This window comes from Roseburia sp. AM51-8 (assembly GCF_003478275.1).
GTDB classification, from domain to species: Bacteria; Bacillota; Clostridia; order Lachnospirales; family Lachnospiraceae; genus Pararoseburia; species Pararoseburia lenta.
Window position 1 is genome coordinate 133,007 of sequence record NZ_QUEY01000005.1, and the last position, 21,666, is coordinate 154,672.

Annotated in this window: 21 protein-coding genes and 1 tRNA gene; 19 read left to right on the plus strand and 3 right to left on the minus strand. The window is 46.3% G+C overall.

Annotated features, from left to right (window positions below; genetic code table 11):
- Nucleotides 1–7: 7 nt before the first annotated feature.
- The 5 genes from whiA (at nucleotide 8) to DW996_RS11270 (ending at nucleotide 5,255) form a co-directional block, all read left to right on the plus strand.
- Nucleotides 8–904 carry a DNA-binding protein WhiA gene (whiA, locus tag DW996_RS11250; protein ID WP_118535807.1) on the plus strand — a complete coding sequence of 299 codons (897 nt, stop codon included), beginning with the start codon at nucleotides 8–10 and terminating at the stop codon, nucleotides 902–904.
- A gap of 11 nt (nucleotides 905–915) precedes the next feature.
- Entirely contained in the window at nucleotides 916–1,164 is a 249-nt protein-coding gene (locus DW996_RS11255) for an HPr family phosphocarrier protein (RefSeq protein ID WP_186853969.1), read from the plus strand.
- Between the two features lie 10 nt (nucleotides 1,165–1,174).
- On the plus strand, nucleotides 1,175–2,062 hold the full coding sequence (locus tag DW996_RS11260) for a diacylglycerol/lipid kinase family protein (RefSeq protein ID WP_118535809.1): 888 nt from the start codon (nucleotides 1,175–1,177) through the stop codon (nucleotides 2,060–2,062).
- 63 nt (nucleotides 2,063–2,125) lie between these two features.
- Nucleotides 2,126–2,989 carry a class II fructose-1,6-bisphosphate aldolase gene (gene fba / locus DW996_RS11265; RefSeq protein ID WP_118280029.1) on the plus strand — a complete coding sequence of 288 codons (864 nt, stop codon included), beginning with the start codon at nucleotides 2,126–2,128 and terminating at the stop codon, nucleotides 2,987–2,989.
- Between the two features lie 145 nt (nucleotides 2,990–3,134).
- Nucleotides 3,135–5,255, plus strand: a complete 2,121-nt coding sequence (locus DW996_RS11270) for a glutamine synthetase III family protein (RefSeq protein WP_118535811.1) — start codon at nucleotides 3,135–3,137, stop codon at nucleotides 5,253–5,255.
- 124 nt (nucleotides 5,256–5,379) lie between these two features.
- On the opposite strand, the gene DW996_RS11275 is transcribed toward DW996_RS11270, so the two are convergent.
- Both DW996_RS11275 and DW996_RS11280 read right to left on the minus strand, forming a co-directional pair.
- Nucleotides 5,380–5,451: transfer RNA gene (locus DW996_RS11275), tRNA-Gln, on the minus strand.
- 72 nt (nucleotides 5,452–5,523) lie between these two features.
- The gene (locus tag DW996_RS11280) at nucleotides 5,524–6,177 is read right to left on the minus strand and encodes a YigZ family protein (RefSeq protein WP_118535813.1); all 654 of its coding nucleotides are present in this window, start codon (nucleotides 6,175–6,177) and stop codon (nucleotides 5,524–5,526) included.
- A 141-nt stretch (nucleotides 6,178–6,318) separates the two neighbouring features.
- Between DW996_RS11280 and DW996_RS11285 the strand changes: the two genes are divergently transcribed.
- The 4 genes from DW996_RS11285 to DW996_RS11300 all read left to right on the plus strand — a co-directional run bounded on the left by DW996_RS11285 (nucleotide 6,319) and on the right by DW996_RS11300 (nucleotide 11,215).
- Nucleotides 6,319–9,006: a transglycosylase domain-containing protein gene (locus tag DW996_RS11285; RefSeq protein WP_118535815.1), complete on the plus strand. Its 2,688-nt coding sequence runs from the start codon at nucleotides 6,319–6,321 to the stop codon at nucleotides 9,004–9,006.
- A 152-nt stretch (nucleotides 9,007–9,158) separates the two neighbouring features.
- On the plus strand, nucleotides 9,159–9,875 hold the full coding sequence (locus DW996_RS11290) for an acyl-[acyl-carrier-protein] thioesterase (protein ID WP_118535817.1): 717 nt from the start codon (nucleotides 9,159–9,161) through the stop codon (nucleotides 9,873–9,875).
- A gap of 13 nt (nucleotides 9,876–9,888) precedes the next feature.
- A complete protein-coding gene (locus DW996_RS11295) occupies nucleotides 9,889–10,731 on the plus strand; it encodes a CvfB family protein (RefSeq protein ID WP_118535819.1) in 843 nt (280 codons plus the stop codon).
- A gap of 109 nt (nucleotides 10,732–10,840) precedes the next feature.
- Nucleotides 10,841–11,215, plus strand: coding sequence for a RidA family protein (locus tag DW996_RS11300; RefSeq protein WP_118280015.1), 375 nt, complete (start codon nucleotides 10,841–10,843; stop codon nucleotides 11,213–11,215).
- A gap of 86 nt (nucleotides 11,216–11,301) precedes the next feature.
- Here the strand turns inward: DW996_RS11300 and DW996_RS11305 are convergent, their stop codons facing one another.
- On the minus strand, nucleotides 11,302–11,502 hold the full coding sequence (locus DW996_RS11305; RefSeq protein WP_118535821.1) for a putative motility protein: 201 nt from the start codon (nucleotides 11,500–11,502) through the stop codon (nucleotides 11,302–11,304).
- A 118-nt stretch (nucleotides 11,503–11,620) separates the two neighbouring features.
- On the opposite strand from DW996_RS11305, the gene trxB reads away from it, so the two are divergent.
- The 10 genes from trxB (at nucleotide 11,621) to DW996_RS11355 (ending at nucleotide 21,521) form a co-directional block, all read left to right on the plus strand.
- Nucleotides 11,621–12,535 (plus strand): thioredoxin-disulfide reductase, encoded by a 915-nt coding sequence (trxB, locus tag DW996_RS11310; RefSeq protein ID WP_243098768.1) that lies wholly within the window; start codon nucleotides 11,621–11,623, stop codon nucleotides 12,533–12,535.
- A gap of 112 nt (nucleotides 12,536–12,647) precedes the next feature.
- Nucleotides 12,648–13,844: a C40 family peptidase gene (locus DW996_RS11315; RefSeq protein ID WP_178011024.1), complete on the plus strand. Its 1,197-nt coding sequence runs from the start codon at nucleotides 12,648–12,650 to the stop codon at nucleotides 13,842–13,844.
- A gap of 798 nt (nucleotides 13,845–14,642) precedes the next feature.
- Entirely contained in the window at nucleotides 14,643–15,731 is a 1,089-nt protein-coding gene (locus DW996_RS11320) for a PucR family transcriptional regulator (RefSeq protein ID WP_118280009.1), read from the plus strand.
- A gap of 29 nt (nucleotides 15,732–15,760) precedes the next feature.
- Nucleotides 15,761–16,444 carry a cell division ATP-binding protein FtsE gene (ftsE, locus tag DW996_RS11325; RefSeq protein WP_118280006.1) on the plus strand — a complete coding sequence of 228 codons (684 nt, stop codon included), beginning with the start codon at nucleotides 15,761–15,763 and terminating at the stop codon, nucleotides 16,442–16,444.
- The gene (ftsX, locus tag DW996_RS11330) at nucleotides 16,434–17,342 is read left to right on the plus strand and encodes a permease-like cell division protein FtsX (protein WP_118535825.1); all 909 of its coding nucleotides are present in this window, start codon (nucleotides 16,434–16,436) and stop codon (nucleotides 17,340–17,342) included. The genes ftsE and ftsX overlap by 11 nt, the downstream gene beginning before the upstream one ends.
- Before the next feature lie 61 nt (nucleotides 17,343–17,403).
- Nucleotides 17,404–18,183, plus strand: coding sequence for a S41 family peptidase (locus tag DW996_RS13665; RefSeq protein WP_118535827.1), 780 nt, complete (start codon nucleotides 17,404–17,406; stop codon nucleotides 18,181–18,183).
- A gap of 5 nt (nucleotides 18,184–18,188) precedes the next feature.
- Nucleotides 18,189–18,635, plus strand: coding sequence for a S41 family peptidase (locus DW996_RS13670; protein ID WP_158575324.1), 447 nt, complete (start codon nucleotides 18,189–18,191; stop codon nucleotides 18,633–18,635).
- A 21-nt stretch (nucleotides 18,636–18,656) separates the two neighbouring features.
- Nucleotides 18,657–19,791, plus strand: a protein-coding gene (gene prfB / locus DW996_RS11345; RefSeq protein WP_118535831.1) for a peptide chain release factor 2 whose coding sequence is annotated in 2 segments (ribosomal slippage) — nucleotides 18,657–18,731 and nucleotides 18,733–19,791 — 1,134 coding nt in all. Because the reading frame shifts where the segments join, the coding sequence is not laid out codon by codon here.
- Between the two features lie 85 nt (nucleotides 19,792–19,876).
- Nucleotides 19,877–20,320, plus strand: a complete 444-nt coding sequence (locus DW996_RS11350; protein ID WP_118279999.1) for an ACT domain-containing protein — start codon at nucleotides 19,877–19,879, stop codon at nucleotides 20,318–20,320.
- A gap of 4 nt (nucleotides 20,321–20,324) precedes the next feature.
- On the plus strand, nucleotides 20,325–21,521 hold the full coding sequence (locus DW996_RS11355) for a homoserine dehydrogenase (RefSeq protein ID WP_118279996.1): 1,197 nt from the start codon (nucleotides 20,325–20,327) through the stop codon (nucleotides 21,519–21,521).
- The last annotated feature ends 145 nt before the right edge of the window (nucleotides 21,522–21,666 follow it).

Genomic DNA, 21,666 nt, shown 5'->3' on the forward strand with positions numbered 1-21,666 from the left:
GGTTCCAATGTCCTTTTCAGCAGAAGTAAAAAAGGAATTGAGCCAGCATATCGACGGACGCAGGCATTGCAGACTGGCGGAATTGGCGGCAATTCTCAGTCATGAAGGAAAACTTTTGACCCAGGGGAAAAAGACGATCCTTTCCATGGAATCGGAAAACCCGCTGGTGCAAAAAAAGTACTTTACTTTATTAGATAAAACAACTAATATATCTGAATATGGGGCTCATTTGGATGAGCAGGATGCAAAAGATGTCCTGACCATGGTAAAGATGTATAAAGAGAGGGAGGATGGCGTATCCATCCGCATGGACGTGGTAGATGGGCTGTTGTTACAGCAGACCTGTTGTCGTCGCGCCTTTATACGCGGTGCCTTTCTGGCAGCCGGATCCATCAGCGACCCCAACAAGAATTACCACTTTGAAATCGTTTGTAAGACAAGCCCACAGGCACTGCAACTGCAGGAGATTATGAAGGGTTTTGCAGTGGATGCAAAGATAGTAGAGCGAAAGAGACATTACGTAGTTTACTTGAAAGAAGGCGCTCAGATTGTTGACATGTTAAATGTCATGGGAGCCCATGTGGCTTTGATGGATCTGGAAAATGTCCGGATCCTGAAAGAAATGAGAAATTCTGTTAATCGAAAGGTGAATTGCGAGACGGCGAATATCACAAAGACAGTCAGTGCGGCTGTCAGACAGGTGGAAGATATCCAGTGGATCGAACAGACCAGAGGACTTGGTTCTTTGCCGGACAGTCTCAGAGAGATCGCAGAGGTACGTTTGGAACATCCGGATATGCCGCTCAAGGATCTGGGGCAGTTGCTGGATCCGCCACTGGGAAAGTCGGGCGTCAATCACCGCCTGCGACGCATTAGCGAGATCGCAGACAGGCATAGGGGATAGGAGGAACAATCGTGAGAAAAAACGTAACAATCAATATGACAGACAGTATGGAGTCCACACCGATCGCTCATCTGGTACAGTTGGCAAACCAGTTTTCCAGCAGTATCTATTTTGAGATGGACACGAAAAAGGTCAATGCCAAGAGTATTATGGGTATGATGAGTTTAGTCCTTACTGCGGGCGATGTCGTTACGATCGACGCTGAGGGCGAGGATGATGCAAAGGCAGTCGATGAGATCGAGAAGTTTTTGACAAAGTAGGATTTTTAGCATGAGCAAACGAGTTTTATTTTTGTTTAACCCGCGTTCCGGCAAAGGGAAGATAAAAGAGAATCTCGCAGACATCATTGATGTGATGGTCAAAGCCGGATATGAAGTGACGGTCTATACAACACAGTCTGCAGGCGATGCCGTGCAAAAAGCGCGCACGGAGGCAGGCAACTATGACAGGATCATCTGTAGTGGCGGAGACGGCACACTGGATGAGGTTGTCACCGGTGTTATGGCATCTGGCATTTCGGTGCCGATCGGTTATATTCCTGCCGGAAGTACCAATGATTTTGGTAATTCACTGGGGATCGGATCAGATATGGTACAGGCAGCGCATATTGCTGCGGAGGGAAAGCCTTTCCCTTGTGATGTAGGTAAATTTAATGAAGATTATTTTGTCTACGTCGCAGCCTTCGGTATCTTTACCGAGGTGAGTTACCAGACCAGTCAGGATCTGAAGAATATGTTGGGGCATGCTGCCTATATCTTAGAGGGAGCCAAGCAGATCTGGGATATCCCGTCTTACCGTATGCAGGTAGAGTATGACGGCAATGTCTTATATGATGAGTTTATCTATGGCATGGTGACAAATTCCATGTCCGTAGGTGGTTTTAAGGGCATTATCCCGGGCAATATCGCTCTGGATGATGGTGTGTTTGAAGTGACTTTAATCAAGACCCCGAAAAACCCGATCGAACTCAATGATATCGTTTGCTTTTTGACAGGAATTTCCAAGGATTCCAATCAGGTCTACTCTTTCCAGACCAACTTCTTAAAACTGACCAGCAGTGAAGATGTGTCATGGACTTTGGACGGTGAGTACGGTGGGAATCATCATCTTGTTGCCATCAGCAACTGTAAACAGGAAATGGAAATTATTGTTGAATAGATTTATAAATTGAGCTATAATGACTCATGGAGTGAAATTATATAGAAGAATGGAGGAACCGCTATGTTGGTATCTGCAAAAGAAATGTTGGACAAGGCTAAGGCTGGACATTACGCAGTAGGTCAGTTCAATATCAATAACTTAGAATGGACAAAGGCTGTATTGTTGACTGCTCAGGAGTTGAACTCTCCTGTCATCTTAGGTGTGTCTGAAGGTGCCGGAAAGTACATGACCGGATACAAGACAGTTGCAGCAATGGTAAAGGCAATGATCGAGGAATTGAATATCACAGTCCCGGTTGCATTGCATTTGGATCATGGTAGTTATGAAGGATGTTTGAAGTGTGTTGAGGCAGGCTTCTCATCTATTATGTTTGATGGTTCTCATTATGCAATCGATGAGAATGTTGCAAAGACAACAGAGTTGGTTGCTCTTGCACATAGCAAGGGAATGTCTATCGAAGCCGAAGTAGGATCTATCGGTGGAGAGGAAGACGGCGTTATCGGCATGGGAGAATGTGCTGATCCTAAGGAATGTAAAGCGATCGCTGATCTTGGCGTTGATATGCTTGCAGCAGGTATCGGTAATATCCATGGTAAGTACCCTGCAAACTGGGCTGGTCTTAGTTTTGAGACTTTGGATGCTATCCAGCAGTTGACAGGAGATATGCCACTGGTTCTTCATGGTGGTACAGGTATTCCGGATGACATGATCAAGAAGGCAATCTCGCTTGGTGTTGCCAAGATCAATGTAAACACAGAGTGTCAGTTATCTTTTGCAGCAGCAACAAGAGAATATATCGAGGCTGGCAAGGATCTGGAAGGCAAGGGCTTTGATCCTAGAAAACTTCTCTTACCTGGAACAGAAGCAATCAAGGCAACGGTGAAAGAGAAGATGGAACTGTTTGGTTCTGTAAATAGAGCTTAATATTTTTGATGGTACAAAGGTGTTCCGTATGTGTTTTTCATAGCGGGGCACCTTTTTGCTTATAAATAGTATGATTTATCAGATTTTTATGATATATTTGATAGAGTTGTGCTACAAGTGAAAGAAACGAGGAAGGAAAAGTATTATGAAAGAACAGGAATATTTCAACGTTGCTGATATCTTTGGCGAGAATGTCTTTAATGATTCTGTGATGCGTGAGCGTTTGCCAAAGAAAACCTATCAGAAGATGAAAGAGGTCATCAGTCAGGGCAGAGAACTGGACCCGGAAACAGCAGATGTTGTTGCTCATGAAATGAAGGAATGGGCGATCGAAAAGGGAGCAACCCACTATACACATTGGTTCCAGCCGCTTACCGGTGTGACGGCAGAAAAGCATGATTCTTTTATCACTGCGCCGATGTCCAATGGTAAGGTACTTATGAGTTTTTCCGGCAAGGAACTCATCAAGGGCGAACCGGATGCTTCTTCATTCCCGTCCGGCGGTCTGCGTGCAACGTTTGAGGCGCGTGGCTATACAGCATGGGATTGTACTTCTCCGGCTTTTGTCAGACAGGATGCCGCAGGTGCAACACTTTGCATCCCGACTGCATTTTGTTCTTATACAGGTGAGGCATTGGATCAGAAGACACCGCTTCTGCGTTCCATGGAAGCCGTCTCCAAGCAGTCTGTCCGCCTGCTCCGTTTATTTGGCAATACCACTTCACAGAGAGTTATGCCATCAGTCGGTGCAGAGCAGGAATACTTTATCGTAGACCGTGCCAAGTACTTACAGCGTAAGGATCTGGTCTACACCGGACGTACTCTTTTTGGTGCTATGCCGCCAAAGGGACAGGAAATGGATGACCATTATTTTGGCGCAATCCGTGAGAGGATTGCAGCATATATGCGCGATGTCAATATTGAGTTGTGGAAACTGGGCGTATCTTCCAAGACACAGCACAATGAGGTGGCACCGGCTCAGCATGAACTGGCACCGATCTATGCAGAGGCAAATGTGGCAGTTGACCACAACCAGTTGATTATGGAGACTTTGAAAAAGGTAGCCGGACGTAACGGTTTGCAGTGTCTGCTCCATGAGAAGCCATTTGCGGGCGTCAATGGTTCCGGTAAGCACAATAACTGGTCACTGGTTACCGATGATGGTATCAACCTTTTGGAACCGGGCAAGACACCACATGACAATATCCAGTTCTTACTGGTTCTGGCATGTATCCTGCGCGCGGTAGACGAACATGCAGACCTTTTGCGCGAGTCAGCAGCAGATGTGGGAAATGATCACAGATTGGGCGCAAACGAGGCACCTCCTGCTATTATCTCTGTATATCTGGGCGAGCAGTTGCAGGACGTATTGACACAACTCATTGATACCGGAGCAGCGACACATTCGATCTCCGGTGTCAAGTTGGAGACCGGCGTTAAGACTTTGCCGGATTTCATGAAAGATGCTACGGATCGTAACCGTACATCACCGTTTGCCTTCACAGGAAATAAATTTGAGTTCCGTATGGTTGGTTCTCAGGATTCTGTCGGCGAGCCGAATATCGTACTGAATACCATCGTTGCAGAGGCATTTGCGGATGTCTGCGATATCTTAGAGAAGGCGGAGGATTTTGATTTGGCAGTGCATGATCTGATCAAGCAGTTGGTGACAGACCATCAGCGCATCGTCTTTAACGGCAATGGTTATTCTGACGCATGGGTAGAGGAAGCCGAAAGACGTGGACTTCCGAATATCAAGTCTATGGTGGAGGCAATCCCTGCACTTACCACAGACAAGTCCATTGCCTTGTTTGAGCGTTTTGGCGTATTTACTAAGGCAGAATTGGAATCCCGTGCAGAAGTTGAGTACGAACTTTATGCAAAGGAGATCAATATCGAGGCTAAGACCATGATCGATATTGCCGGCAAGCAGATCATTCCGGCAGTCATCAAGTATGCGACAGAACTCGGTACTTCGATCAACACGATCAAGGCTGCCTGCGATGCAGATGTCAGCGTGCAGACCGAACTTCTGGTAGAGGTATCTGACTTATTGGCTGATACAAAGGTAGCACTTGCTAAGTTGCAGGAAGTGGTTGCAGAGGGGCTTACCATGGAAGAGAACGAGTCCAGAGCCAAATTCTATCACGATGAAGTATTTAAGGCAATGGAAGAGTTGCGTGCTCCGGTCGATACATTGGAAATGCTGGTAGACAAGGAAGCATGGCCAATGCCTTCCTATGGAGATCTGATCTTTGAGGTATAAATGATCTTATAGAAAAAGAAAGACGGACAGAGAGGAATATGGTTATTCCAATCTGAGCCGTCTTTTTCATTGCACATTTAAAAAATGGAAATAAAAAAAGAACTTCATAAAGAAGTTCTTGAAACTGGCCCACAAGGATTCGAACCTTGAAATGACGGAGTCAGAGTCCGTTGCCTTACCATTTGGCGATGGGCCATTATGCCTTGTGTGAGCGACTTGTCTAACAGCAACTCAACAATGAACATTATATAGAAGGCGAAAAGAAAAATCAAGTCTTTTTTTCAAAAATTATAATTTTTTCTGCATCGTAGCCGTAGCGCACGTAATCACCCCAGGAAAGCAGGGCATTTCCGCTGGTTACGTTGGCAATCTCGGTCGGCAGACTGTCGTAAAGATCGGCATCGATGACGACATCCAGACGGACATCAGCGCCAAATTCACTTGCCGAAACGGGCACGGCATGTTCGCGTAGCAGATAGTCGATCTTGCCATAGGCATTGTAGTCACTGGTGATGGTGAGTTCCCGACCAAGACGCTGCTCAACCAGGACACTGGCATCCAGTCCTGCCTTGGTTGCTCCCTGATAGGCGCGTACCAAGCCTCCGGTACCAAGTAAGACGCCGCCGAAATATCGGGTCACAATGACAACGATATTGTAGACGGAAGCGGACAGGAGGACATCGAGCATAGGCCGTCCTGCGGTCTGCGCCGGTTCGCCGTCATCGGAGCAACGCATAATTTCCTGTTTGCTGCCAATGATATAAGCATAGCAGTTATGCCGCGCATCCCAGTATTCCTTTTTCTTGGCTGCGATGAAGTCCAGTGCCTCCTGTTCTGTTGCAACAGGTGCGACACTGGCGATAAAGCGGGATTTCTTTTCGATGATCTCGCCCACGCCGCCTGATATAGTATTTTCGTGCATTCTGCCATGCCTGTCTCTCCCACACATTTTTCTTTATTATATATGAAGTTTTTGGTATAATAAAGTAGATTTGTTTAAATTCTGACCAATACCCATGCCTGTATATCTTTTGGACAGGCATGGTAAGTAAAGGAGAACGATATGAACTACGGTAAAAAAAGTGCACAAAAGCAAAGTGCTAAACTTTCGAGCAAACGTGCCAAAAATAAAAAGAGATTCGGCATTACCTTTATTAAGACCATTTTGGTATGCATTCTCTGCATCATCGCTGTCGGACTTGTGGCAGGCGGTCTGTATGCAGTCAAGTTGATCAAAGAGTGCCCGGATATTTCAGAGGTCAATATTTCCCCGAATGGATTTTCCACGACAGTCTTGGATTCAGCGGGAAATGAGATCGAGACGCTGGCAGCCTCCGGCTCCAACCGTACTTATGTGACAATCGATGAGATCCCCAAGGACTTGCAGCATGCCTTTGTAGCGATCGAGGACGAGCGATTTTACAAGCACAATGGTATTGATCTGCGTGGTATTATCCGTGCAGGCTTTACCGGTATCATCAGTGGCGGTGAGAAGATGCAGGGTGCATCGACCATCACCCAGCAATTGCTGAAAAACAACTATTTTACAACGTGGACAAAGGAAGCCACACTCTTAGACAGTGTCAACCGTAAGATCCAGGAGCAGTATCTGGCAGTCCAGTTGGAAAAGGTAGAAGATAAGGATACGATCCTGGAAAATTATCTGAATACGATCAACTTAGGACAGAATACCCTTGGAGTTGAGGCAGCATCGGAGCGTTATTTCAATAAGTCTGTCTCCGAACTGACCTTGTCCGAGGATGCGGCGATCGCAGCAATCACGCAGAATCCGTCCAAGTACAATCCAATCACCAACCCGAAGGACAATGCGTCCAGACGTAAAAAAGTCCTCAAAAAGATGTTGGATCTGGGCTATATCAACCAGTCGGAATATGATGAAGCCTTAGAGGACAACCTTTACGATCGTATCCAGATCGTGAATGCGCAGAATGAATCCAGTGCAAGCACTTCTTATTTTGTAGATGCGCTGACGGATGAAGTGGTAAATGATCTGGTAGACCAAAAAGGCTATACAGAGGCGCAGGCTTATCAGATGCTTTATAGTGGCGGTCTGACCATCAACTCTACGCAGGATAGCAATATCCAGACCATCTGTGAGGAGGAAGTCAACAACAATGCAAACTATTCAGATCATGTGCTTTATTCTTTCTCTTACCGTTTGACGGTGACGAAGAAGGACGGCACTTATCAGAATTACAGTGAGCAGACCATGCTGACCTACTATCAGGCGCAGAATCCGAATTATGATATTAACTTCTCTTCACAGGAAGAATGTGATCAGGCGATTGAACAGTATAAGTCTGAGATCATGGAAGAAGGCGATACGATCGCCGAGGGTGGCGAGACGATCACTTATACTTTACAGCCACAGGCTGCCATTTCCGTGATCGACCAGGCAACCGGACATGTGGTTGCTTTAGTAGGCGGTCGTGGCGACAAGACAGCCAGCAAGACGCTGAACCGTGCAACCAACATTACACGTCAGCCGGGATCCTGCTTCAAGATCATCGGTTGTTATGCGGCAGCATTGGATGCCGGCGGATTGACCCTTGCCAGCGTGCAGGATGATGCACCGACCAGTTATGCAAATGGTACGCCGCTTCACAACTACGACAATCGCTATCGTGGCTTTACCACGATCCGTGATGCAATCATATCTTCCATGAATGTCGTGACGGTCAAGAACCTGACCCAGATCGGTACCGGACTTGGCTTTGAATATGCAGAAGCCCTTGGTATTTCTACTTTGGAACCGGGAGACAACAACCAGACCTTATGTCTGGGCGGTCTGACCCATGGTGTTACGGATCTGGAACTTACGGCATCTTATGCAACGATCGCAAATGGCGGAGACTACAACAAGCCGGTATTCTATACACAGGTTTTGGATCATAACGGCAATGTGATCCTGGACAATACACAAAATACTTCCAAGGAAGTGTTAAAGGATACGACGGCGTGGCTTTTGACCAATGCCATGCAGGATGTTATCACATCCGGTACAGGTTCCGGTGCGGGACTTTCCAATATGCCGACGGCGGCAAAGACCGGTACGACGACCAAGAACCGTGATACGGTATTTGCAGGCTACACGCCATATTATACAGCGGCAGTCTGGGGCGGCTATGATGACAATACGGAGCAGACTTATACCGCATATGCCAAACTGATCTGGCATTCAGTCATGCAGCGTATCCATGAGAACCTGCCTCGTAAGGAGTTTACACAGCCATCCGGTATTGTGACGGCGCAGGTATGTAAGAAGTCAGGTAAACTGGCGATCGAGGGTGTCTGCGATGCGGATCCGAGAGGCTCTATGGTTTATACCGAGTATTTCGATAAGGATTCTGTACCGAAAGAGACTTGTGACCATCATGTCAAGTTAGACATCTGCTCTGCCTCCGGTCAGATCGCCGGAGAGTATTGCCCAGCTGAAAATCGTGTGCCGACGGTATTCATCATCGGTGGTACGGCGGAGACAGAAGACGGACCATATCTGATCACGGAAGAAGCATTGAATACAGTATGCAGCGTGCATACATCTTCCGGCAGCACAAGCGATGGTTCCACAAGTGATGGAAGCGTCAAGCCGACGGTTGAGGGAACCATTACTGACAATAAATCACAGACTGACACTTCGGGAGGGGACAACAGCTCCGGCAGCAGTTCGGGCGGTTCCTCCGGTGGCTCGTCAGGTGACGGTAGCACAACGCCGAGTACAACACCATAAAAAAGAAAGAACGCCAGCAGCGGTATAGCGAATATGCCGTTTCTGGCGCTTTTTGTGGGTGATTGTCCGTGGCTCAAAACAGATACATTTACCTTATCTCTATTTTGTGTTATTTTATAATGGACTAGAAAAATGATGAGAGGGCGAAAACAATGTATGCATTACATAGCCGTGTAAGATATAGTGAGGCAGATGAAAAAGGCAGATTGTCTGTATCGGGCATTATGAATTACTTGCAGGATTGCTGTACCATGCAGGCGGAAGATCTGGGCGTGGGCTTATCCTATCTGGCAGAGCATCATATTGGCTGGTTTGTGACATCCTATCAGATCAAATTATTAAAGGAAATGCCGATGGTGGGTGAGTCGATCGTGGTCAAGACTTGGCCGTATCGTTTTCGCGGTATGCTGGGATATCGTAATTTTACGATCGAGGATCAGGCGGGACGGGTCTATGTCCAAGCCGATTCCTTGTGGATTTTGATGGATCTGGATAAATTGTCGCCGGTACGTCTGCCACAGGAAATGCTGGATGCCTATACGATTGATCCGCAGTTAGAGGGTGAATGGAACCTGCGCAAGCGTAAATTGCCGGATACTATGACCAGAGTCTATGACTTTACTGTGACCAAGTTGCATCTGGATACCAACCATCATATGAACAATGCCCATTATGTTGAGGCGGCGAGAGAGTGCCTGCCGAGAGGACAAAAGATAAGCCAGATTTATGTGGAGTTTCGCAAATCAGCAGTCTTATCAGATCAGGTTATCTGCTACAGTGTGCAAGAGGAAAATCAGCGTGTGGTTGCTTTAGAAAACGAGGAAAAAGAATTGTTTGCGGTTGTTGAATTTACAATCAACAACAAATAAGAAAGGAAATACAATGAAATTAGGATGTATGCAGACCTTACGGGTCATAAAAAAAGTAGATTTTGGTGTCTATCTGGCAGATAAGGATCAGGCGAAGGCAGAGGAGAGAGTCCTACTTCCCAAGAAGCAGGTTCCGGACCAGACCATAGTCGGTGACGAGATCGAGGTCTTTCTTTACCGGGATTCCAAAGATCGTATGATCGCGACAACGACGCATCCATTTATCACCTTAAATGAGATCGCGGTTCTTACAGTGAAAGAAGTGGGACGTATCGGTGCTTTTTTGGATTGGGGCTTGGAAAAAGACTTACTGCTTCCGTATAAGGAGCAGACCAGAAAGGTGCATGAGGGTGACGAGATCTTGGTACGCCTTTATATTGATAAGAGCAATCGTTTATGCGCCAGCACGCGCGGTATCTATGAAGGCCTGTCCACCAATCCACCGTATCAGATCGGTGATGAAGTGGAGGGACGTGTTTATGAGTTCGGTCATGATTTTGGTACATTTTTGGCAATCGATGACAAATATTCAGCCATGATCCCGAAACATGAAGACACATCACATCTGCAATTAGGAGATGTGATCACGGTGGAGGTGACCGGCATCAAGGAAGACGGCAAACTGGATGTATCTATGCGTAAGAAAGCCTATATGCAGATGGATGATGATGCGGAAAGGATCATGGATCTGATCGAGTCCTATGCAGGCGTTCTGCCGTTTACGGAAAAGGCAACACCGGAAATCATTTTCCGTGAGACAGGACTTAGCAAGGCTGCATTCAAACGCGCGGTAGGACGCTTATATAAGGAAAGAAGAATTCAGATCACGGACGGTAAGATCCGTAAAGCGGACTAAGTTTTTCTATACCATAGGATAGGAGTATGCTATAATAGCAAAAGACGTAAAAAAGGAGAACCTGCACCTGACAGGTAGTCCATTAGAAATAGAAAGGAAGTAGTGCATTATGAAAAAAGTAATCGCAACAGATAAGGCACCGGCAGCAATCGGACCATATTCACAGGCAATCGAAGTAAACGGTATGGTTTATACATCAGGTATCATCCCGGTAGATCCTGCTACAGGCAATATCCCGGAGGGATCTGTAGCACAGGCAGAGCAGGCATTCTTAAATATGAAAAATCTGCTGGAGGCAGCCGGTACAGACATCAGCCAGGTAGTAAAGACAACCGTATTCATTAAGGAAATGAATGATTTTGGAGCGATCAACGAAGTTTATGCAAAATACTTCACAGAGCCATATCCAAGCCGCAGTTGTGTAGAAGTGGCAAGACTGCCAAAGGATGTTATGCTTGAAATCGAAGCCATTGCTTTGAAATAAGAGAAGTTTATAATTGCAGAAGGAAAAAAGAAAAGAACCCTTAGCGGTTCTTTTCTTACACTTGTTATAGAATTGTAAGGATCCGATCAGACGCGCAGATCGATGTTCTGACCGATACCATTTATAGAAGCCTCTGAAACAGGGGTTGGCATAGAAGACAGAGAAGCGGCAAGAAGATCACCGGTAGATGTGGCAGTATCCAGTTGCTTGCTTAACATGGCAATGCCGATCTGTTGTAAGGCGCCGGTATCTGATATCATACCGGAAGAAACAGGTGTAATATTCATGACAATTCCTCCTTTCTATGCGATAGACCATGTATATCTATGGAATATTCTGTCATACTTAATTGTAGTATGACACATCAGGAAGAAAATGACAAGAGGAGATAAAAGGAGAAGAAAAATGTATGACGTAATTATAATAGGAAGTGGTCCGGCGGGACTGGCAGCGGCTATTTATGCAAAACGTGCGGCACTCGAGACTTTGGTTCTGGAAAAGACACCTCTGAGCGGAGGACAGATCATCAATACCTATGAGGTTGATAATTACCCGGGACTACCGGGGATCAGTGGCATGGAATTGGGACAAAAGATGCGTGGACATGTCGATGCGGAAGAAGCAGAGGTCAAGACGGCGACGGTGACTGCCATTGAGGACAAGCAGGATCATAAAGTTGTCCATACCAATCAAGGAGACTTTGAGACAAGGACGGTCGTGCTTGCCATGGGAGCATCCCATAGACAGTTGGGAGTTCCCGGAGAGGAAGATCTTTGCGGTATGGGCGTATCTTACTGTGCAACCTGCGATGGGGCTTTCTTTAAGAACCGGGATGTAGCTGTGGTCGGTGGCGGCGATGTGGCACTCGAGGATGCACTTTTTCTGGCAAGGGGCTGTCGCAAGGTATACTTAATCCACAGACGCGATGCTTTTCGTGGGGCAAAAGTCTTGCAGCAGCAGGTGCAGGCGAAGGAAAATATTGTCTGCCTGATGGATTCGGTTGTGGATCAGATCCTTGGTCAGGATATGGTGGAAAAACTGCATATTTCCAATACCAAGACAAAGGAGGCGACAGATCTGCCGGTGCAGGGCATTTTCATTGCTGTTGGCATCAAGCCGAATACAGATACCATACAGGGGCTGCCAAAGCGTGATGAGGCAGGTTATATCCTTGCAGCCGAAGATGGCGTGACGGATATACCGGGTATTTTTGTTGCAGGGGATTGCAGGACAAAACAACTGCGTCAGGTGATCACGGCGGCGGCAGACGGTGCCAATGCGATCACATCCGTGGAACATTATTTGTGCGAGACACACTAATGTCGCAATTTAGTAAGGGCGTGGACTTGACAGGTTGCGAACCCTTTGCTATAATGGCAAAAGTGATGTAACAATTTCGTAACAAATGTTTCACATGGAGGTTTACGATAACATGAGAAAAGATGGAAAGATCAAGATTTCATATGCGGTGGCAGCAGGTGTGCTTTTAGGCAGTGTGTCTATGACATCTCTTGCTTCTCCGGTTGCCGGTGTTGTAGGTATGGCATCTACAGACAGCGCAACGGTCGCATCTAATTCATATTCTACCTTGTCAGGTGTATCATTGACTTTGGCGAACATTTTATCCGATGCTTCAGCAGCAGCCAATAACACCAGTGATGTGGCAAGTAATGACACAACTACAGTTGAGCAGACACAGCAGTCTGAATATGCCAATGTAGCCATTGCACAGGTAGACAATTACGTTAATATCCGTAGCACCCCAAGCGAGGATGGCGATGTTGTCGGCAAGTTATACAACAAGTCAGCCGCTACCGTACTTGCTACTGAGGGAGACTGGTATCAGATCACATCCGGCAACTGTACCGGATATGTTAAGTGTGAGTTCGTTGTTGTCGGTGATGAGGAACTGGCAAAATCCGTTTCTACCAGACTTGCAACGGTTACCACACAGACTTTATATGTCAGAGAACAGCCGACAACGGAGTCTTCTGTTGAGGGTATGGTTCCGGAAGGAGACGACTTGGTTGTAACAGATGAGTCTATGGCTGATACAGGTTGGGTAAAGGTATCCTTATTAGATTATGAAGGCTATGTATCCTTAGAGTTTGTAACTTTGTCAACTGACTATGTAACAGCAGAGTCCAAGGAAGAAGAAGAAGCAAGACTTGCTAAGGAAGAGGCAGAGCGTAAGGCAGCCGCAGCCGCAGCCGCTGCATCTTCAAGAAAATCATCCGGTGGATCTTACTACACAGGTGGATCATCTTCCTATGCATCCCCAAGTGGTTCCGGCGGATCAGCAGTTGTAGGTTATGCATCCCAGTTCGTTGGCAATCCGTATGTTTATGGTGGATCTAGTCTGACAAACGGAACAGACTGCTCTGGTTTTGTTATGAGTGTATATTCTGCTTTTGGTGTAGGACTTCCTCATTCTTCCAGTGCTATGCGTAGCGTTGGTTATGGTGTAGATGTGAATTCTATGCAGGCTGGTGATATCGTATGTTACAGTGGACATGTTGGAATTTACACAGGTAATGGTACGATCGTAAATGCTTTGAATAGCAGTTCCGGTATCACATACACCAATGTAAACTACAGCCCGATCCTTGCAGTTCGTAGAATTTACTAATTTGCATATTAAGTTGGATTTAAGCCTCAGGCAAATGCCTGGGGCTTTTTATTGTCGTGTATGCCGAGCAAAATGTTCAGTATATATGGAGGGGGATAGGACTTACCGTGGATGGGGCGCTGGAGTGTGTGATAGGGGCGGGGAGGCGGACACATCCTGCCGACTGTCGAAGCTGTGCAAGAGACAGTTCATCCCCAGCAAATTGCCCTCATAAGAAATTGTCCCAACCTGTTCCAATGTATTCTCTCGTAGTCCGCCTCCCCGCCCCTATCACACACTCCAGCGCCCCATCCACGGTAAGTCCTATCTCCTCCCCCAAAAAGTATTCAGACAATAATTTTGTCAAGGTAAAAAGTGTTTTTTGGAAAAACTGCACAAAAATCCAAATTTTGGTAAGAAACAAAAAAATCCGGGTGGAAGACCGCAAAAACTTATCCACAATTTTTGCAACGAAAAAGTGGGAAAAATGGACTTATACACGGAATTATTAACTTTATCCACAATTTTGGGGATAAAAACGCGGAATCTGTAGATGGCAAAAAGAACAAGCGTTTTGTAAGTTTCTGATAAAATTTGTCGAAAAAGGAAAAAAGCATTGACTTTTAAAATGTAAAAAAATGTCAAAATGTGGAGATATTGACAGAATATTTGCAGCAAAAGGGATTTTGCATAAAAAAGTGGCGCTTGCCTCTTTCTTTTTTTGGCAGATTATATTAAAATAGCAAATAAGTATGTGAAAAACTTCAAAAAACCACAGGGTCAAATTGTGGAAATTGCATAGATAAGGGAGGAAAGGATATGATTTCGAATCAGACGCTACAGAATACCATCGACGGTCTGCACCAGATCACCAAGGTTGATTTCGCTGTTGTGGATAGCGAGGGTGGTGTCTTGGCATCTACACTTACGAATCCGGGCCAGTATCGCGAATCAGCAGTTACATTTGCAATCTCTGAAGCAGAGAGTCAGGTAGTGTCCGGCTGCCAGTTCTTTAAGGTGTATGACGAGCAGCAGTTAGAGTTCATTGTTCTTGCAAAAGGTACGGATGAGGAAGAAGCCTTATTGGTAGGCAAGATCGCCACATTCCAGATTCAGGAATTGATGGTGGCATACAGGGAACGCTTTGACAAGGATAACTTCATCAAGAACCTTTTGCTGGATAACTTATTGCTGGTTGACATTTACAACCGTTCCAAGAAGTTACATGTAGATATCAATGCCAGACGTGTTGTTATGATCGTAGAGACAGGTGAGCACAAGGATGGAGATTCCATTGACCGGGTGCGCAGCCTCTTTAGCGGAAAGACAAAGGACTTTGTGACCGCCGTAGATGAGCACAATATCATCGTTGTCAAAGAACTCACAGAGCAGGAGACCTATGACGATATCCGAAAGACCGCGGCAGTGATCATTGATGCCTTAAAGGACCGTGATGATGCGATCCGCGTTTCTTACGGTACGATTGTCGGAGAGATCAAGGAGGTATCTCGCTCCTATAAAGAAGCAGGCATGGCTCTGGATGTAGGCAAGATCTTCTTTGCCGACAAGCGCATCATCGCATATTCAGCACTGGGCATCGGACGCCTGATCTATCAACTGCCGATTCCGCTTTGCAAAATGTTTATCAAGGAGATCTTTGACGGCAAGGATCTGGATGATTTTGATGAGGAGACACTTTCCACCATCAACAAATTCTTTGAAAACAGTTTGAATGTTTCTGAGACATCCAGACAACTCTATATACATAGAAATACACTGGTCTATCGTCTGGATAAGTTGCAAAAGAGCACTGGACTGGATCTGCGCGTCTTTGAAGATGCGATCACCTTCAAGATTGCACTCATGGTCGTGAAGTATATGAAGTATATGGAAAATCAGGATTTTTAATTTACAGCATTTAGGAGATAGAAGAAACAATGATTCGACTAGAACACGTTAGTAAGACATACCAGCAGGGTGTGCCGGCGCTCAATGATGTCAATATTGACATTGAGCAGGGGGAGTTCGTTTTTATCATGGGTAAGAGCGGTTCGGGTAAATCGACCCTGATCAAACTTTTGCTCAAGGAACTGGAACCGACAGAGGGCGAGATTTACATCAATGAGCAGAAGTTGTCTTCGGTCACCCACAAAAAGACTCCATATTTCCGCAGAAATATCGGTGTTGTATTCCAGAATTTCCGTCTTTTACAGGATCGCAACGTCTATGAAAATGTGGCATTTGCCATGAAAGTCGTTGAGTCCTCAACACGTGAGATCAAGCGCAAGGTGCCGCTCATGCTGTCTTTGGTCGGACTGGCTGCAAAGTACAAGTCGCTGCCACGCCAGTTGTCTGGTGGTGAGCAGCAGCGCGTTGCCATTGCAAGAGCACTGGTTAATGAGCCAAAGATCCTTCTGGCAGATGAGCCGACAGGAAACCTGGACAATACCAATGCATGGGAGATCATGCATTTATTGGAGGAGATCAATGAGCGTGGAACGACCGTTGTGGTGGTAACACATAATAGCGAAATTGTCAAAAAGATGAATAAGCGTGTCATCACGATCAAAAAAGGCGTCGTTGTCAGTGACGGGAAATGGGGTGATACACATGAAGTTTAGTACATTTTGGTATAACGTAGGACAGGGACTGAAAAATATCTGGCGTAACAAGTTATTCTCCCTGGCATCCATTGCGACCATGTCTGCCTGCATTTTTTTGTTTGGTGTCTTTTATTCCATAGGTGTGAATTTTACCTCAATGGTACATTCTGCCGAGGAAGGCGTGACGATTATTGTTTACTTTGATCAGGGAGTCAGCCAGGAACAGATCGACAAGGTAGGCGAGGAGATCGGCAAGCGTGCTGAGGTTGCAAAATATGATTTTGTGACCGCAGATGAGGCTTGGGCATCTTATAAAGACAAGTATTTTGAGGGCAATGAGGCAGCCGCAGAGGGCTTTGCCGAGGATAATCCGCTTGCTAATTCCGAACACTATGAGATCTATCTGAATGATGTATCCATGCAGCAGACCTTAGTAGACTATCTGCAAGGTTTGGATGGTGTCAGAAAGGTAAGTTATTCCGAGGTTGCAGCACAGACCTTATCAGATTTTAACAGTCTGATCGGTTATATTTTTGTTGGCGTGATCATCATTCTGGTGGCAGTTGCCGTCTTTTTGATCAATAACACGGTTACTGTTGGTATTTCCGTGCGTAAAGAGGAGATCGCCATCATGAAACTGATCGGTGCCAAGGACAAGTTTGTCCGTGCGCCGTTTGTCGTAGAGGGTGTATTTATCGGTCTGATCGGTTCAATCATTCCGCTGGTGCTTTTATTCTTCCTCTATCAGGGCATTGTAAGTTATGTATCGGAGCGCTTCAAGTTTATTGGCGATCTGGTTTCTTTCGTGCCGGTAGGAACCGTATTTACCATCTTGGTTCCGGTATCGCTGGTACTGGGTATTGGTATCGGTTACATTGGCAGCCGAATGACCCTGCACAAACATTTGCAGGTCTAACCGCATAGGATATGTGATCTTGCAATATATTGGAAAAAAGTCATATAAGAAGGATAGGAAGATGGAAGAAATAAAAGAGCAACCGGAAGTGACAAAAAAGGAAAAAAAGCCAAAGACATTTCGTCGTGGTGTCCTGACCGGCGTTTTGTGCAGCCTGCTTGTCATGGCGCTGATTCTTGGCGGGCTGGTATTTGCCTTGCGGGGCAGTCTTGGCACGCTGGCAGATTTAAACCTTTCCAAGTTGCAATACATTTCTACACTGGTACATCATTACTATTATGAAGATGTGGATGAAGAGGCACTGGCAGAAGGCATTTACAAGGGCTATATGGAAGGATTGGATGATCCGTATTCGGTTTATTATACGGCGCAGGAATATGAGGATATGATGATCGATACGACAGGCAATTATGCCGGTATCGGCGCTGTGCTTACAAAGGATACGACGACCGGGCAGGTGCGTATCGTCAATGTATATGATGATTCCCCGGCAGCAAAGGCAGGGCTTCAGGCGGATGATATCATCGTATCTGTGGACGGACACAAGGGACAATCAGAAGACCTGGATCAATTCGTGCATTATGTGCGTGGCGAAGAAGGCACCAAGATCACGGTGCAATATGAGCGTGACGGCAAGACAGATGTCGTGGAAGTAACGCGTGCACAGGTGGAGGTACCGAGTGTCAAATACAAGATGCTGGATGACGCTGTCGGTTATATTTATCTGTCAGAGTTTTCCGATAATACCAAAGATCAGTTTGAAGCAGCAATGGCAGACTTGGAGTCCCAGGGCATGAAAGCCGTGATCTACGATCTGCGCTTTAATGGTGGCGGCTGGTAGATTCCGTGACCGGGATCCTGGATGACATCTTACCGGCGGGTACGACCGTTTATATGGAAGACAAAAACGGCGAGCGCACGACTTATACATCGGATGATGAAAAGCAGATCAATATGCCGATGGTCGTACTGACATCCGGCAATACAGCCAGCGCGGCAGAGATCTTTGCCGGAGCCATCCGCGATTTTGACTATGGTACCCTAATCGGTACCAAGACTTTTGGAAAGGGGATCGTGCAGACGACGGTGCCGCTTTCCGACGGAAGTGCGATCAAGGTCACGATGGCGACCTACTATACGCCGAGTGGTGAGTGTATCCACAAGACAGGCATCACACCGGATATCGAACTGGAATACCAGTTCTTAGGCGGTGATGACGAGACTTATGATGAGTCGCTCGACAACCAGATCCAGAAGGGGCTTGAAGTCCTCCACGAGGAACTGGACAAATAAAAAATGAAAGAGGTGAATACTGTGGTAGAACTTGACGCTTATAAACAGCAGTTGCAAGCATACGAATCTCCACTACAGGAAGTGAGGGATTCACTTTGACCTGGCTAACAAGTCAAAGCGTATCGAAGAATTAGAAAGAGAAATGGAGGCAGCGGACTTTTGGAATGATGCAGCACAGTCTACTGCCAAAATGAAGGAACTGAAAAGTTTAAAAGATGATGTCAGTATCTTTTCCCATTTACAGGAACTATATGAGGAGATCGACACCTATATCACATTGGGATATGAGGAGAATGACCCGGATCTTTTGCCGGAGATCGAATCTCTTTTACAGGAGTTTGATGGGGAACTGGAAGAACTGCGCATGAAGACTTTGCTCTCAGATGAGTATGATGACAGAAATGCCATCGTATCGCTCCATGCCGGAGCCGGTGGTACGGAGAGTTGCGATTGGGTATCCATGCTGTACCGTATGTATACCAGATGGGCAGTGAGTCGTGGCTATGAGGTAGAGGTACTGGATTATCTGGACGGTGAGGAAGCGGGCATCAAGTCTGTGACCTTCCAGGTCAATGGGGCAAATGCCTATGGTTATCTGAAATCTGAAAAGGGTGTCCACCGTCTGGTACGTATCTCGCCTTTTAATGCAGCAGGCAAAAGGCAGACTTCCTTTGCATCCTGCGACGTCATGCCGGAGTTGGATGATAATGTCGAGGTGGAGATCAATGATGACGATATCCGTATCGATACCTATAGGTCCAGCGGTGCTGGTGGCCAGCACATCAACAAGACATCATCTGCCATCCGTATCACGCACTTCCCGACTGGGATCGTGGTACAATGCCAGAATGAGCGTTCCCAGCATATGAACAAAGATAAGGCTATGCAGATGTTAAAGGCAAAGTTGTATCTTTTGCAAAAAGAGGAGCAGGAGCGCGAAGCGCAGGGCATCCGTGGAGAGGTGACCGAGATCGGCTGGGGCAACCAGATCCGTTCTTATGTCTTACAGCCTTACACCATGGTAAAAGATCTGCGGACCGGCGAGGAAACCGGAAATGTGGATGCCGTTTTAGACGGTGCCATCACCCCGTTTATGAATGCCTATCTGAGATGGTGTTCTCTGGGACGACCGGATCGTCATACGCAGGAATCATAAAAGGCTTGATTTAGGTAGTCTTCTTGTGGTATTATCTTTCGAGTGAGAACATTTGTGTTTGTGTCAAAGACACTCGGGAGGGAATATGTCAGAGAAGACTACCTATTTTGTGTTAAAGGAAAAGGCAGTGCCGGAAGTGCTCCGCAAGGTAGTGGAGGCAAAGCGCCTGATCGAATCCGGTCGTTGTATCTCCGTGCAGGAGGCGACAGATCGCGTGGGGATCAGCCGGAGTTCTTTCTATAAGTACAAAGAGGATATTTTTCCCTTTCATGACAACGTCAAAGGAAAGACGATCACTATGGTGATCCAGTTGGAGGACGAGCCCGGCATTCTGTCAGAGATCTTACAGACAGTCGCCCGGTATCATGCCAACATACTGACGATCCACCAGAGTATTCCGGTCAATGGGATCGCGTCACTGACCTTATCGGTCGATGTGCTGCCGGAGACAGGCGATGTCTCGGAGATGGTGGAAGTCATGGAAAAAACACAGGGAATACAATACGTAAAAATATTAGCTAGGGAGTGATCAGATGAAAGTAGCAATTATGGGATACGGAACTATCGGTTCCGGTGTAGCAGAGATTTTAGAGGTAAACAGAGATGTTGTGGCAAAGCGTTGTGGCGAGCCATTAGAATTAAAATATGTTTTGGATCTGCGTGATTTTGAGGGAGACCCGATCGCGGACAAGATCGTCCATGACTACAAGACGATCGTAGAAGATCCGGAAGTTGCCATTGTTGTGGAGACCATGGGTGGCGTGGAGCCGGCATATACCTTTGTTAAGGCAATGCTTGAGGCAGGAAAGCATGTTACGACCTCCAACAAGGCACTTGTGGCAGACAAGGGTGCAGAATTGATCGAGATCGCCAGAAATCACAAGGTCAATTTCTTATTTGAGGCATCCGTTGGCGGCGGTATTCCGATCATCCGTCCGTTGACCTCCTGCCTGACAGGTGATGTGATCGAGGAGATCACGGGTATCGTCAATGGTACGACCAACTATATGATGTCAAAGATGACCAAAGAAGGTCTGGAATTTGATGATGTATTAAAGGATGCACAGGCAAAGGGCTATGCAGAAAAGGATCCGACAGCAGATATCGAAGGACACGATGCCTGCCGTAAGATCGCCATCCTGACATCTCTTGTCTGCGGCAGACAGGTGGATTATGAAGATATCCCGACTGAGGGAATTTCACATATCACGGCAACCGATATCAAGTATGCAAATAAAATGGGAAGAGCCATCAAGTTACTGGCTACCAGCAAAAAGGTGGGAGACTCCTATGTGGCAAGAGTAGCACCTTTCCTTTTATCACCGGAGCATCCGCTTTACAATGTGCATGATGTATTCAACGCTATTTTTGTTCATGGCAATATGCTGGGCGACGGTATGTTCTACGGAAGCGGTGCGGGCAAACTCCCGACCGCCAGTGCAGTCGTGGGTGATATGGTCGCCATTGCCAAGCATATCGACAAGAACATCTATCTGGAGTGGGAAAAGGAGAAACTTGTCCTTGCGGATCCAAACGAGCAGGTCAATCGTTTCTTTGTACGTTCCGCTGCATCAGAGGCTGAGATTGAGAATATCTTTGGTCAGGTAGAGTTCGTTGAGAGCGGTCTGGATGATGAGATCGGATTTGTCACAGAGGCCATGAAAGAGTCTGACTATGCGACAAAGGCAGCGGCACTTGGCGAAGTGCGTCAAATGATCCGTCTGGTCTAAAATGCATCATAAATAGACACATTACGACCATCCGTGGAAGAATAGAAAATCGCGGAAACTTTATTGAAAAATCATGGGGGATTTTTTATAATAGGGTCAGGATCATTAAAGATTTGATTTCAATATAAGGGGGTTTTTACTATGC